The 12216-nt window shown below is 69.2% G+C and carries 14 protein-coding genes; 10 read left to right on the top strand and 4 right to left on the bottom strand.

Translation table 11 applies throughout. The features are described from left to right. Nucleotides 1-75: 75 nt before the first annotated feature. From ACQ1W9_RS16550 to ACQ1W9_RS16520, 7 genes are all read left to right on the top strand, one after another. Complete coding sequence (locus ACQ1W9_RS16550; protein ID WP_431024338.1) at nucleotides 76-942, top strand: PhzF family phenazine biosynthesis protein; 867 nt, start codon at nucleotides 76-78, stop codon at nucleotides 940-942. Between the two features lie 114 nt (nucleotides 943-1056). Further along, entirely contained in the window at nucleotides 1057-2469 is a 1413-nt protein-coding gene (dbpA, locus tag ACQ1W9_RS16545; RefSeq protein WP_431024337.1) for an ATP-dependent RNA helicase DbpA, read from the top strand. An 18-nt stretch (nucleotides 2470-2487) separates the two neighbouring features. Beyond that, entirely contained in the window at nucleotides 2488-3348 is an 861-nt protein-coding gene (locus ACQ1W9_RS16540; protein ID WP_431024336.1) for a PA4780 family RIO1-like protein kinase, read from the top strand. Nucleotides 3349-3530: 182 nt separating this feature from the next. Further along, nucleotides 3531-3908, top strand: coding sequence for an SPW repeat protein (locus ACQ1W9_RS16535; RefSeq protein ID WP_346062689.1), 378 nt, complete (start codon nucleotides 3531-3533; stop codon nucleotides 3906-3908). A 94-nt stretch (nucleotides 3909-4002) separates the two neighbouring features. Continuing rightward, on the top strand, nucleotides 4003-4749 hold the full coding sequence (locus tag ACQ1W9_RS16530; RefSeq protein ID WP_431024335.1) for a creatininase family protein: 747 nt from the start codon (nucleotides 4003-4005) through the stop codon (nucleotides 4747-4749). An 87-nt stretch (nucleotides 4750-4836) separates the two neighbouring features. Then, complete coding sequence (locus tag ACQ1W9_RS16525; protein ID WP_346062687.1) at nucleotides 4837-5028, top strand: tautomerase family protein; 192 nt, start codon at nucleotides 4837-4839, stop codon at nucleotides 5026-5028. Between the two features lie 14 nt (nucleotides 5029-5042). Beyond that, entirely contained in the window at nucleotides 5043-5876 is an 834-nt protein-coding gene (locus ACQ1W9_RS16520; RefSeq protein WP_431024334.1) for an alpha/beta hydrolase, read from the top strand. Nucleotides 5877-5926: 50 nt separating this feature from the next. Here ACQ1W9_RS16520 and ACQ1W9_RS16515 read toward each other — a convergent pair whose 3' ends face one another. Further along, complete coding sequence (locus ACQ1W9_RS16515; RefSeq protein ID WP_431024333.1) at nucleotides 5927-6652, bottom strand: YebC/PmpR family DNA-binding transcriptional regulator; 726 nt, start codon at nucleotides 6650-6652, stop codon at nucleotides 5927-5929. A gap of 180 nt (nucleotides 6653-6832) precedes the next feature. Here ACQ1W9_RS16515 and ACQ1W9_RS16510 point away from each other — a divergent pair, with 180 nt between their 5' ends. Both ACQ1W9_RS16510 and ACQ1W9_RS16505 read left to right on the top strand, forming a co-directional pair. Further along, nucleotides 6833-7690: a bifunctional nuclease domain-containing protein gene (locus tag ACQ1W9_RS16510; protein ID WP_431024332.1), complete on the top strand. Its 858-nt coding sequence runs from the start codon at nucleotides 6833-6835 to the stop codon at nucleotides 7688-7690. A 294-nt stretch (nucleotides 7691-7984) separates the two neighbouring features. After that, complete coding sequence (locus ACQ1W9_RS16505; protein WP_431024331.1) at nucleotides 7985-8341, top strand: META domain-containing protein; 357 nt, start codon at nucleotides 7985-7987, stop codon at nucleotides 8339-8341. Nucleotides 8342-8407: 66 nt separating this feature from the next. Here ACQ1W9_RS16505 and ACQ1W9_RS16500 read toward each other — a convergent pair whose 3' ends face one another. Continuing rightward, nucleotides 8408-8815 carry a YciI family protein gene (locus ACQ1W9_RS16500; protein ID WP_431024330.1) on the bottom strand — a complete coding sequence of 136 codons (408 nt, stop codon included), beginning with the start codon at nucleotides 8813-8815 and terminating at the stop codon, nucleotides 8408-8410. A gap of 121 nt (nucleotides 8816-8936) precedes the next feature. On the opposite strand from ACQ1W9_RS16500, the gene ACQ1W9_RS16495 reads away from it, so the two are divergent. Continuing rightward, nucleotides 8937-9491: a GNAT family N-acetyltransferase gene (locus ACQ1W9_RS16495; protein ID WP_431024329.1), complete on the top strand. Its 555-nt coding sequence runs from the start codon at nucleotides 8937-8939 to the stop codon at nucleotides 9489-9491. A 10-nt stretch (nucleotides 9492-9501) separates the two neighbouring features. On the opposite strand, the gene betT is transcribed toward ACQ1W9_RS16495, so the two are convergent. Both betT and soxR read right to left on the bottom strand, forming a co-directional pair. Further along, nucleotides 9502-11574 (bottom strand): choline BCCT transporter BetT, encoded by a 2073-nt coding sequence (gene betT, locus ACQ1W9_RS16490; RefSeq protein WP_431024328.1) that lies wholly within the window; start codon nucleotides 11572-11574, stop codon nucleotides 9502-9504. A gap of 163 nt (nucleotides 11575-11737) precedes the next feature. After that, entirely contained in the window at nucleotides 11738-12187 is a 450-nt protein-coding gene (gene soxR / locus ACQ1W9_RS16485; protein WP_431024327.1) for a redox-sensitive transcriptional activator SoxR, read from the bottom strand. Between the last annotated feature and the right edge of the window lie 29 nt (nucleotides 12188-12216).

Here is a 12216-nt window from a genome sequence, read left to right as displayed (position 1 = left end):
GAAAAAACGTCCGTTGTCATTAAACCAGCTAACGAGAGAATGGGAACCTCCTCTACCACGACACGGGAGTGCCCCATGACCGAGCGCCTCTATCGCCTCGCCGCCTTCACCCAGGATCCCCGGGGTGGCAACCCGGCCGGGGTCTGGCTGGGCGAGACATTGCCCCCGGCCGCCACCATGCAGGAGCTCGCCACCGAGGTGGGCTATTCCGAGACCATCTTCCTGGCCCCCCTCGGGGAGGGGCGCTACCGGGTGCGCTATTACAGCCCCGCCAAGGAGATCGACTTCTGCGGTCATGCCAGCGTGGCCGCCGGGGTGGTGCTGGGGCGCCTGCATGGCCCGGGCAGCTACCGGCTGGAGACCGCCATCGGCGAGGTGCCGCTGGAGGTTAGCCGACAAGGCGAGTCCTGGTGGGCCACCCTGGTGTCGGTGGCGCCGCAACAGCGTCCGGCGCCGGCGGCCCTGGTCGCCGAGATCCTGGCCTGCCTGGGCTGGGGGGCCGAGGAACTGGACCCTGAGTTGCCGCCGGTGCTGGCCTATGCCGGGGTCTGGCACCTGGTGCTGGCGGCGGCCAGCCACGATCGCCTGGCGCGGCTGGACTACGACTTCGAGGCGCTCAAGGCCTTGATGACCCGGGAGGGGCTGACCACCCTGCCACTGATCTGGCGCGACGCCGAGGGCGTCTTCCATGCACGCAACCCCTTCCCGGTGGGTGGGGTGGTGGAGGACCCGGCCACCGGCGCCGCGGCGGCGGCCCTCGGCGGCTACCTGCGTGACGCCGGCTTGATCGCGGCGCCGGCGCGGCTGACGATCCTCCAGGGCGAGGCGATGGGCCAGCCGAGCCGCCTGGAGGTGGTCCTGCCCGAGCGGGGTGGCATTCGGGTCAGCGGCACGGCGGTCTCGCTGGAGACGCCGAAGCCCAAGGAGGTCCTCCTGCCCTGACCGTTCGTATCACGTTAGCGGTATTTCGCCGCGTTTTCTGCTAGGCTTGGCGCCCTTGGGCGCCAGGCTCGTTGCTGGCCCTCTCTCCTCTCCATCTCGCAGGACCCCTCTACCATGTCCGATGCCGCCGCTCACGCCGGGGCCTTCTCCGCCTTGCCTCTGGCGCCGGAACTGTTGGCCAACCTGGATTCCCTGGGCTATCACGCCATGACGCCGATCCAGGCCGCCAGCCTGCCGGCGGCCCTGGCCGGGCGCGACCTGATCGCCCAGGCCAAGACCGGTTCCGGCAAGACCGCGGCCTTCGGCCTGGGCCTGTTGTCGCGGCTCGAGCGTGACAGCTTCCGGGTCCAGGCCCTGGTGCTCTGTCCCACCCGGGAGCTGGCCGATCAGGTGGCCGGCGAGCTGCGCCGCCTGGCGCGCACCCTGGCCAATGTGAAGGTGCTGACCCTGTGCGGCGGCGCGCCCTTCGGGCCCCAGCTGGCCTCCCTGGCCCATGGGGCGCATATCGTGGTCGGCACCCCGGGGCGGGTGGAGGAGCATCTGCGCAAGGGCAGCCTCGACCTGGGCGGGCTCGCCAGCCTGGTGCTGGACGAGGCGGATCGCATGCTGGACATGGGCTTCCAGGCCACCCTGGAGGCCATCGTCGCCGCCACCCCGGCCAGCCGCCAGACGCTGCTGTTCAGCGCCACCGGCCTGCAGGGGGCGGGGGCCGAGGCGCTACGCCCCATCGCCGCGGCGTTGCTGCGTGACCCGCTCGAGGTGGCGTTGACCGAGACCCACGACGAGACCAGCATTCGCCAGCATTTTCACCGGGTCGCCGACGAGGCGGCCCGCCTGCCGGCCCTGTGCCGCCTGCTGCGCCATCACCGCCCCGAGTCCAGCGTGGTGTTCTGCAACACCAAGCGCGAGACCCAGGAGCTGGCCGAGGCCTTGAACCGCGAGGGCTTCAGCGCCCTGGCCCTGCATGGCGACCTGGAGCAGCGCGACCGCGACCGCCTGCTGGTGCTGTTCGCCAACAAGAGCGTGTCGATCCTGGTGGCCACCGACGTGGCGGCCCGGGGCCTGGATATCGAGGCCCTGGACGCGGTCTTCAATTACCAGCTCGCCCGGGACCTGGCGGTGCATGTGCACCGGGTGGGACGTACCGGCCGGGCCGGCGGCTCCGGGGTGGCGTGTACCCTGGTGGCCGAGGCGGAGGCCTACCGCCTGGAGCGCCTCGCCGACTTCCTCGGCGAGATCCTCGATACCGAGCCGCTGCCCAGTCCCCGCGACACCGCCCCCCTGGTGCCCGCCATGGCCACCCTGCAACTCGGCAGCGGCAAGAAGCAGAAGCTGCGCCCCGGCGATATCCTCGGCGCCCTCACCGGCGAGGGCGGCATCGCCGGCGACCAGGTGGGCAAGATCAAGGTCATGCAGAACAGCGCCTATGTGGCGGTGCGCCGCGAGGTGGCCAAGCCGGCCCTGGCCAAGCTCGAGGGGGACAAACTCAAGGGGCGCAGCGTTCGCGTGCGCCGCGTCAGCCGCTGAACCGATCGAACAGGTGCCATGAAAGTCCCCAAACGCTTACAACCCCTGCTGGACGATGGCCTGATCGAATCGGTCGAGAGCCAGCTGATGAGTGGCAAGGAAGCCCAGGTCTATGTGGTGCGCGCCGGCGGCGAGCTGCGCTGCGCCAAGGTCTTCAAGGAGGCCAAGCAGCGCAGCTTCAAGCAGGCGGTGCAGTATCAGGAGGGTCGCAAGGACCGCAACAGCCGGCGCAGCCGGGCCATGGCCAAGAAGACCCGCTATGGCCAGAAGGAGCAGGAGCAGGCCTGGCTGAATGCCGAGGTGGATGCCCTCTATCGCCTGGCCGAGGCCGGCGTGCGGGTGCCCCGGCCCCATGGCTTCGTGGATGGGGTGCTGCTGATGGAGCGCATCGCCGACGCCGAGGGGCTGGTGGCGCCACGCCTGGATGACGTGGTGCTCGAGCCCGACCAGGCCCGCGACTACCACGCCCGGGTGATGCGCGAGGTGGTGCGCATGCTGTGCGCCGGCCTGGTGCATGGCGACCTCTCCGAGTTCAATGTGCTGCTCGATGCGGAAGGGCCGGTGATCATCGACCTGCCCCAGGCGGTGGATGCGGCGGGCAACAACAGCGCCAGCATGCTGCTGCGCCGCGACGTGGACACCATGCGCGGCTACTTCGGGCGCTTCGCCCCGGAGCTGCTGGCGAGTGACTATGGTCGCGAGATCTGGGCCCTTTATGAGGCCGGCGAGCTGCATCCCGACTCGCCCCTGAGCGGCACCTTCGAGGAATCGTCCCAGGGCGTCGATGTCGATGACCTGCTGGCGGTGATCGACGATGCTCGGGAGGAGGAGGCCGAGCGCCTGGCCGCCCTGGTCGAGCGCGACGCCGACGACGCCTGAGGCCGCCGGACTTCCTGTACCCGCTTTCCCCGAGGCTGCTCCTTCCCTGCGCCTTGCTCGGATGCAATGGCTCGCACCGAACCATGGAACCTCTTGAAAACCGGCGGGTCTTTCCATTGCGGGCCTCTGCTTTACCGGGGCCTGCCGGGTATCAACCGTCCAACGGTTGGGGAGGTGTCGAGATGATCGAGATGTTGAAGTCTCAGCAGATCAAGATGCACTGGCGCGACTGGCTGATGCTGCTGTTCGGCGTCTGGCTGGTGGCTTCGCCCTTCGCTTTCGGCCATGCGGCGGCCGGTGCCGGGATGGTGATGTGGGCCCCGGTGCTGCTCGGCGTGGCGGTGATCGTGTTCGCCGTGGCTGTGCTGCGCAAGACCCAGGTCTGGGAGGAATGGATCCTCTTCGCCCTGGGGATGGCGCTGATCGCCGCACCCTTCCTGCTCGGCTATGCCGGCGTGACCCTGGCGATGTGGAACAGCGTCGTCATGGGCCTGCTGGTCGGCGTCGATGCCGGCTGGTCGCTGTTCGCGCTGACCCACCATGGCAAGAAGGCCGCCTGAAGCGAAACGGGCGGGGAGACGAGGGGGCCTGCGGGCCCCCTCGTCGTGTCAGGGCCTATAGTGGGAGGGACACGAACGCCGCCGAGGAGGGAACATGCGCCTGCAACTTTCGACCTGGCCGGAGGTGGAGGCCTACCTGGGCCGCTCGACGGGGATCGTCGTGCCCATCGGCTCCACCGAGCAGCATGGCCCCAATGGCCTGATCGGCACCGATGCCCTCTGCCCCGAGGCGATCGCCTGGGCGCTGGGCGAGCGCCACGATATCCTGATCGGACCGACCCTGAGCCTGGGGATGGCCCAGCACCACCTGGCCTTCCCCGGCACCCTTAGCCTGAGGCCCGGCACCCTGATCGCGTTGCTGCGCGATACCCTCGACTCCCTGGGGCGCCACGGCTTCACCCGGGTGCTCTTCCTCAACGGCCACGGCGGCAATATCGCCACCCTCAAGGCGGCCTTCGCCGAGGTGTATGCCACCCGCAGCCTGGCGGCGGCGCCGGCGAGCGGTGCGCCGCGGCCGGCCCTGTTCAACTGGTTCCTGGGTCGGCGGGTGCGGGAACTGGCCGCCGAACTCTATGGCGACGCCGAGGGCTACCACGCCACGGCCTCGGAGGTCGCCCTCTCCTGGTATGTCGCCGGGGTGGAGAAGTCGGCGACCATGACGCCGCGGATCGCCCCCCTGGGCAGCGCCGAATGCGACGCCGAGACCTTCCGGCGGCGCTTCCCGGATGGCCGCATGGGCTCGGACCCGTCCCTGGCCCGCCGCGAGCACGGCGCCCGCTTCCTGGAGGCGGGGGTGGCGGACGCCTGGGAGGCCTGGCAGGGCCTGATCGACGAGGAATGAGCCGCCGAAGGCGCCGCCTCGGAGGCCGGCCCGGCGCTGTGCTAGGCTCGCCTTGTCTTTCCCTGGCGACTTTCCGGAGCCCTACCCATGCCCATCGTGACCATTCAGCAGTTCCCCCGCCCCCTCGAGCAGAAGCGCGAGCTGGCGCGGCGCATCACCCAGGCCTTCGCCGAGGTCTATGGCGCCGAGGAGGCGTCGGTGCAGGTGTTCTTCAGCGAGGTGGATGGCGAGGACTGGGCCAAGGGCGGCGTGATGGGCTGCGACCGCAAGCCTGAGTGACGAGAGGCCGCCCCATGTTGCGCCTCGCCGTCGTCCTGCTCGCCGCCTATGCCCTGGTGGTGGCCCTGGCCTGGGCCTTCCAGGCGCGCTTGCTCTACCTGCCGCACCTGGGGCGCGAGGCCATCGCCACCCCCGCCGACCGGGGGCTGCCCTTCGAGTCGGTGGCCCTGACCACCGAGGATGGCCTGACCCTGGACGCCTGGTGGCTGCCGGCGCCGGCGCCACGGGGTACCCTGCTGTTCTTCCACGGCAATGCCGGCAATATCTCCCACCGCCTGGCCTCCCTGGCGCAGTTCCATGCCCTGGGGCTGTCGGTGCTGATCCTCGACTACCGGGGCTATGGCAAGAGCGAGGGCCGGCCCTCGGAGGCGGGCACGGCGCTGGATGCCAGGGCCGCCTGGCAGTGGCTGATGGCGCGGGGCGAGGCGCCCGGGCGAGTGGTGCTGTTCGGCCGTTCCCTGGGAGCGGCGGTGGCCACCGAGCTGGGGGTGGCGCTGAGCGAGGCGGGCACGCCGCCGGGGGCGGTGATCCTGGAGTCGCCCTTCCGCTCGGTGCCGGCCCTGGGGCAGCGCCTCTACCCCTTCCTGCCGGTGCGCTGGCTGGCGCGGCTGGAGTACGAGGTGGCGGGGCGGGTGGCCGATATCGCCGCGCCGCTGCTGGTGATCCATAGCCGCGACGACGAGATCATCCCCTTCGCCGAGGGCGAGGCGGTGCATGCCGCCGCCGGCGAGCCCAAGGCGCTGCTGGTCATGCAAGGTGGCCATAACACGGGCTTTCTCGACAGCGAGCCGGAGTATTCGGCGGGGATCGACGCCTTCCTCGACGAGGCCGGCCTGACGGCTCCCTGATGGACTCGCCCTGAAACGCCACCGTCGCCTCGAGGGCGGCGATGGAGGGATTAGGCCTCGGGCAGCTCGGCGTTATGGAAGACGTTCTGGACGTCGTCCAGGTCGTTGAGCATATCGAGGAATTTCTCGAACATCGCCACGTCGTCGCCCTCGATGGGGGCGGTGGTCTGGGGCACGAACTGGATCTCGTCGACCTCGAAGTCGAGCTCGCCGAAGGCGCCCAGCAGGGCCTGCTTGGCCTTGGCGTATTCGGTATGGGGGGCGAAGACGGTGATCTGGCCGTTTTCGTTCTCGATGTCGGTGACATCGACATCGGCCTCCATCAGCGCCTCCAGGGCCGCCTCCTCGTCATCGCCGGCATAGGCCAGGATGGCGCAGTGGTCGAACATATGGCTGACGCTGCCGGGGGTGCCGATCTTGCTCTTGGTCTTGGTGAAGCAGGCGCGCACGTCGCCGAAGGTACGGTTGGGGTTGTCGGTCAGGCAGTCGACGATGACCATCGCGTTGCCGGGGCCGAAGCCCTCGTAGCGCGCCGGGGAGTAGTCCTCGCCGCCCACGCCGCTGGCCTTGTCGAGGGCCTTGTCGATCACGTGGCTGGGCACCTGATCCTTCTTGGCCCGTTCGATCAGGCCGCGCAGCGTCAGGTTACCGTTGGGGTCGGTGCCGCCGGACTTGGCGCAGACATAGATCTCGCGGCCGTACTTGCTGTACACCTTGGTCTTGGCGGCGGCCGTCTTGGCCATGGATTCCTTGCGGTTCTGGAAGGCTCTGCCCATTGCTGTTCTCACCGGATAAGAAACGATGGCAGGAATCTTACTGAACAACGGAAAGCGGTAACAAGCTTATTTCCGGTGCGGGGCGCGTGCCACTGGCCAGGTCCATTCGCGGTGCCAAGGGTTCGCTGCCATCCTGAAGGAACCTTTCCACGACCCGCCTCCGGGCGAAAGGGGCGTGCCATGTCACGGCTCGGTCATTGGTTCTCCGCCGCGCTGTTCCTGCTGCTGTTATCGCTGCCCACCCAGGCCCGGGAGCTGGCGGTGGCGCCCGAGGCGATGGTCGAAGTGGAGGTGGCCACCGTGGGCCTGGCCGGCCCGGGGGTGCCGGTGGTGCTGCTGCGCGAGCCCGGCGCCCGGGCGGTGATTCCCATCTTTATCGGCAGCGTGGAGGCCGATGCCATCCTGCGGGGGCTGTACGGCGAACGCCCCCGACGGCCCCTGACCCACGAGCTGCTCGGCGATGTGCTGGCCGGCCTCGGGGTGCGCCTGGAGCGGGTCTATGTGGATGCCATCGTCGACGGGGTCTTCCTGGGCATGCTGGAACTGCGGGTGGGCGATGCCAAGGCGCCGCTGCGCATCGATAGCCGCGCCAGCGACGCCATCGCCCTGGGCCTGCAGGCCGGCGCCGCCATCAGCGTCTCGCCCCAGGTCCTGGAGGCGGCCCAGGCGATCGATTACCAGGGCATCGAGGAGCAGGTGGTCTCCGCCCTGGGCATCACCGTGACCCCGCTCAGCGATGATCTGCGCGATGCCTTGCGCCTGCCGGACGACGAGGGTGTGCTGATCACCGGGGTCAGCGGCGATGCCGAGGCGGCGGGCCTGGCCCCCGGGGCCCTGCTGTTGTCGGTGAATGGCGAGACGCCCACCACCCCGCTGCGCTTCCTGGAGCTGGTCCGCGATACCCCGCCGGGGGAGGAGGCGCAACTGGGCTACTGGCAGGACGGCGAGGCCCATGAGCTGTCGCTCTCCACCGCGGTACCGGAGCCGGCCCTGCCCAGGACGCCGCCGGAGGCGCCGACCCCCGGTATCCGCCTATAATGCCGGTGCCAGGCGCCATCGATCTCGCCGCCGGCCCTGTCGTTGGCGGCGATCAGGGGCCATACCTCCCAGTGAGCCTGGCGGAAGTCGTGCCGGCGGCCACTGCCGGAGTCGACGTATGATCCCCCTATACTGCTAGGGCGTGATGCGCCAGGGAACTTATCGGGCATCAGGGGTCTGATAGGAGTCATCACGACTTTGGTAGGAGAAAAGAATATGAAAAGGATGGTTTCACTGGTATTGATGCTGGCTTTTTCCGTTGTTATAGCGGGTTGTGCTGCGATGGAGCCTTCCGTGGACGAGCCCCTGGTCAATACCTACTGGAAGCTGACCCGGCTCGGCGAGACGCCGGTGGTGGCGGTGGATAATCAGCGTGAGGCACATCTGGTGCTGCATAAGGAGGAGCAGCGGCTGGCCGGGTCCACCGGCTGCAACCGCCTGATGGGCGGCTATCGCCTGGACGGCCAGGCGCTGCGCTTCGAGCGGCCGGCGACCACCATGATGGCCTGCATGGAGGGCATGGACACCGAGCAGGCCTTCCTCGAGACCCTGGAGCAGGTGGCCGGCTGGGAGGTCGATGGCCAGCAGCTGATCCTGACGGGCGCCAAGGGCGAGCCCCTGGCTCACTTCGAGGCGGTGCACCTCTACTGATTTCCCGTCCTGGCAGGCCCGACGCCCGCCTCCGGCCAGCCGGAGGCGGGCGTCGTCGTTCTGGCATCAGAGCGTGCCCAGCCGACGGAAGCGCTGGATCGCCTCGCCGGGGGTGAAGTCCTCCAGCTCGAACAGCTGGCGCACCTCGATGTCGGCCTCGCCGCCTGGGCCGCCGGGGTTGGGGAAGCGTCGCACCCAGTCGAGGGCCGCCTCCCGGGAGTCCACCTGGATCAGCGTATAGCCGGCGATCAGTTCCTTGGCCTCGGCGAAGGGGCCGTCGGTGATCAGTGGCTCGCCGTCCCGGTAGTGGACCCGCCAGCCCGTGGCGCTGGGCTGCAGACCGGAGGCGTCGAGCAGGGCGCCGGCGGCGGCCAGTCGCTCGTGGTAGTCGGCCATGGCGGCGACCATCGTCTCTTCCGGCATGGCGCCGGCCTCGGTGTCCGCGGTGGCCTTGACCAGAATCATGAAGCGCATGGGATCTCTCCTCGATAGGAATGGCTCGGGCCCCTGGGGGCGCCTCTCAGGGTCGGGGGGGAGGGCGCGGTATCGACACCCGCAGTAGGATAGAGGGTCCGTCAGCAACCGGGACCACGCCATGGATCATCGGCACGCATCAGACCCGCCGCCTCCCTGGAAGGCGGCGGGGTATCGCATCCAACTGGCCCGGGAGGCCGACCTGCCGCGGCTCGCCGAGGTCGAGCGCGCCGCGGCGCGGCAGTTTCCCGGCCGTTTGATTCCCCCCGCCCAGCGCGCCGGGGTGGTGCCGTTGGCGGTGCTGCGCGAGGCCCGGGACGAGGAACGGCTCTGGGTGGCGCTATCGCCGGCGGGCCTGCCGGTGGGCTTCGCCGTTGCCGGTACCTGCGACGGTGACGCCTTCCTGATCGAGCTCGACGTGCACCCCGCCCACCAGTGCCTGGGGCTGGGCCGGGCCCTGGTGGCCCGGGTGGTGCAGTGGGCCCGGACCGCGGGGTATGCGGCCCTGGCCTTGACCACCTTCGCCAGCCTGCCCTGGAACGCGCCCTTCTATGCCCGGCTGGGGTTCCAGGCGCTGGTGCCCGGGGCCTGTGGCCCGGCGCTGGCGGAGCGCCTGGCCGCCGAGGCGCGCCTGGGACTCCGCGAGCGGGTGGCCATGCGGCTATCGCTGCGTTAGACGCGCCGGCTCAGCGTCCCGCCGTGGTCGGGTCGTCGGGCATGGCGGCGTCGCCCCCCGGCAGTTCCCGCTGGGTATGCAGGAAGAACAGGTGGCGCTCGTACTGGTCGAGGATATCGGCGATCAGCTGCTCCCGGGAGTAGCCATAGACGTCATAGCCCTGGCCACCCTCGCCGATATGCACCTGCAGGCGGTAGTAGTGGGTGCCGGCGCGGCTGTCACGAATCGAGAAGGCCGGCATGGCGCTGCGATGGGGCCAGATCTGGTAGGTGAAGTCCGGCTCGCCGCCGAGGGCCACGTTGAGGGCCAGGTGCTCCTCGTCGCCGCTGCCCTCGACGATCTCCACCGGGAAGCCCTTCTCGGTGAGCTCGTCGCGGATCGCTTCCATGGCGGGGCGGCCCACCTCGGCGAGGAAGCGGCTGGCCCGGGCGTGGTTGGGGAAGCTCAGCGCCCGGCTCAGGCGCTGGCGCCAATGCCGCTTGCCGCCTGCTTCGTCGAGCAGGCGCCCCGAGAGGTGGCCGGCCATGCTGCCGCGCAGGCTGTCCTCCTTGAGGCCCTCCACCTTGAGGGCCTTGAACAGGCCCAGCATCATCAAGAAGAGCACGAAGGCGAAGGGCAGCCCCATGACCACCACGGCGCCCTGCAGGGCACCCAGGCCCCCGGCCATCAATAGCGCCAGGGTCAGCAGGCCGATGATCGCCGCCCACAGGATGCGCATCCAGGAGGGGGCATCGTGATTGGGGTCGCTGAGTATCGAGGTGAGGTTGGAGAGCACTAGGGAGCCGGAGTCGCCGGAGGTGACGAAGAAGACGATGGCCAGCACGGTGGCCACCCCGGTGGTCAGGGCCACCCAGGGGTAGCTCTGCAGGAAGAGGTAGATGGCCGAGCCGGGGTTGTTCATGGCCTGTTCGCCGAAGTCGGCGACGCTGGCGGTGCCCGCCATCACCAGCTCGATGGCGCTGTTCCCCATGATCGACATCCACGCCATCATAAAGGTCAGCGGCAGGATCAGGGTGCCGGCGACGAACTGACGGATGGTGCGGCCCCGGGAGATACGTGCCAGGAAGAGGCCGACGAAGGGTCCCCAGGCGATCCACCAGGCCCAGAAGAACACCGTCCAGGCGTTGAGCCAGTCGCGGGGCGGGTCGAAGGCGTAGGTATTGAAGGAGAGGGCGATAAAGTTGGAGAGGTAGTCGCCCACGTTGAGCACCAGGGCGTTGAGCAGGAACAGGGTCTGGCCGCTGAAGAGGATAAACAGCATCAGCAGCAGCGCCAGCAGCATATTGAACTCGGAGAGCCGACGGATGCCCTTGTCCACCCCGGTCACCGCCGAGATGGCCGAGAAGACCACGATCAGGATCGCCAGGCTCGCCTGGGTCAGGGTGCTCTCGGGGACGCCGAACATATAGTTGAGGCCGAAGTTGAGCTGGATGATGCCGATGCCCAGGCTGGTGGCGATGCCGAACACCGTGCCCAGCACTGCGGCGATATCCACGCCATGGCCGATGGGGCCGCGGATGCGCTTGCCGAAGATGGGATAGAGCGCCGAGCGAATGGTCAGCGGCAGGCCATGGCGATAGCTGAAGAAGGCGAGGGACATACCCACCAGGGTGTAGATGCCCCAGCCGGAGAGCCCCCAGTGCAGGAAGGTGAGCTCCATGGCATGGCGGGCCGCCGCCACGCTGGCCGGGTCGCCCTCCGGGGGGGCCAGGAACTGGGTCACCGGCTCGGCGATGCAGAAGAACAGCAGGTCGATGCCGATGCCGGCGGAGAACAGCATGGCCGCCCAGGTGACGATATTGAAGTCCGGCGTCGAGTGGGCCGGCCCCAGGCGCAGCTTGCCGAAGCGCGACAGGCCGATGGCGATGACGAACACCAGGTAGGCCACCACGGCGATGAAATAGAACCAGCCGAAGCTGTCCGAGATCCAGGCCAGGACGGCATAGATCACCGTATTGGCCGCCTCGGTGAAGGCCATCGCCCAGAGGGCGAAGACCAGGATCCCGATGGCCGAGCCGTAGAAAACCACTGGGTTGATACGATCCTGCCGGGGAGCGAGTGGGTCGGGGGCGCGATCGGCCATGTCGGACTCCTTGTGGCATGCCTGACGGTTCGGGTCGGCCCCCGACCATCCTGGCGAATGGGGCGCAGCACCCGGCCGACGGGAATCGCCGGCCGCGGCGCCTGCCATGCTATCGTCAGACTGAGCATAGACGCTTGGGGCCGATCGCGAGGCTGCCCGGCGGTCAGTCGGGGGCCAGCAGGCGGGCACCGCAGCCCTCGTCGCCGAGCGCGTCCTCCGGGTTGCGCAGCGGGCACTCCGCCAGCGACAGGCAGCCGCAGCCGATGCAGTGGTCGAGCTGGTCGCGCAGTTGGGTGAGGCAGCGGATGCGTTCGTCCAGGCTCTCCCGCCAGCTCGCCGAGAGGCGCTGCCAGTCGGCGGCATTGGGAGCACGGGAGGCGGGCAGGGTGTCGAAGGCTTCACGGATCTCGCCGAGCGAGATGCCGGTGCGCTGGGCGACCTTGATGATTGCCAGGCGGCGCAGCACCTCGCGGCCGAAGCGACGCTGGTTGCCGGCGTTGCGACGGCTCGCGATCAGGCCCTTGGCCTCGTAGAAATGGATCGCCGAAACCGCCAGGCCACTGCGCCGGGCGACTTCGCCGACGCTGAGCTCGCGCTGCAGGGGAGGTGACATGACATTCTCCTTGACCTCAACTTAACTGG

It is taken from the genome of Halomonas sp. H5 (assembly GCF_050613175.1).
GTDB lineage: Bacteria > Pseudomonadota > Gammaproteobacteria > Pseudomonadales > Halomonadaceae > Bisbaumannia > Bisbaumannia salifodinae.
The sequence above is the reverse complement of the archived record's forward strand: the minus strand, read 5'-3'. Positions and strand labels throughout refer to the sequence as shown.

Coding starts and splice junctions, on each gene's coding strand:
- ACQ1W9_RS16550 (WP_431024338.1), top strand. CDS start 76: ATGACCGAGCGCCTCTATCGCCTCGCCGCCTTCACCCAGGATCCCCGG.
- dbpA (WP_431024337.1), top strand. CDS start 1,057: ATGTCCGATGCCGCCGCTCACGCCGGGGCCTTCTCCGCCTTGCCTCTG.
- ACQ1W9_RS16540 (WP_431024336.1), top strand. CDS start 2,488: ATGAAAGTCCCCAAACGCTTACAACCCCTGCTGGACGATGGCCTGATC.
- ACQ1W9_RS16535 (WP_346062689.1), top strand. CDS start 3,531: ATGATCGAGATGTTGAAGTCTCAGCAGATCAAGATGCACTGGCGCGAC.
- ACQ1W9_RS16530 (WP_431024335.1), top strand. CDS start 4,003: ATGCGCCTGCAACTTTCGACCTGGCCGGAGGTGGAGGCCTACCTGGGC.
- ACQ1W9_RS16525 (WP_346062687.1), top strand. CDS start 4,837: ATGCCCATCGTGACCATTCAGCAGTTCCCCCGCCCCCTCGAGCAGAAG.
- ACQ1W9_RS16520 (WP_431024334.1), top strand. CDS start 5,043: ATGTTGCGCCTCGCCGTCGTCCTGCTCGCCGCCTATGCCCTGGTGGTG.
- ACQ1W9_RS16515 (WP_431024333.1), bottom strand. CDS start 6,652: ATGGGCAGAGCCTTCCAGAACCGCAAGGAATCCATGGCCAAGACGGCC.
- ACQ1W9_RS16510 (WP_431024332.1), top strand. CDS start 6,833: ATGTCACGGCTCGGTCATTGGTTCTCCGCCGCGCTGTTCCTGCTGCTG.
- ACQ1W9_RS16500 (WP_431024330.1), bottom strand. CDS start 8,815: ATGCGCTTCATGATTCTGGTCAAGGCCACCGCGGACACCGAGGCCGGC.
- ACQ1W9_RS16495 (WP_431024329.1), top strand. CDS start 8,937: ATGGATCATCGGCACGCATCAGACCCGCCGCCTCCCTGGAAGGCGGCG.
- betT (WP_431024328.1), bottom strand. CDS start 11,574: ATGGCCGATCGCGCCCCCGACCCACTCGCTCCCCGGCAGGATCGTATC.
- soxR (WP_431024327.1), bottom strand. CDS start 12,187: ATGTCACCTCCCCTGCAGCGCGAGCTCAGCGTCGGCGAAGTCGCCCGG.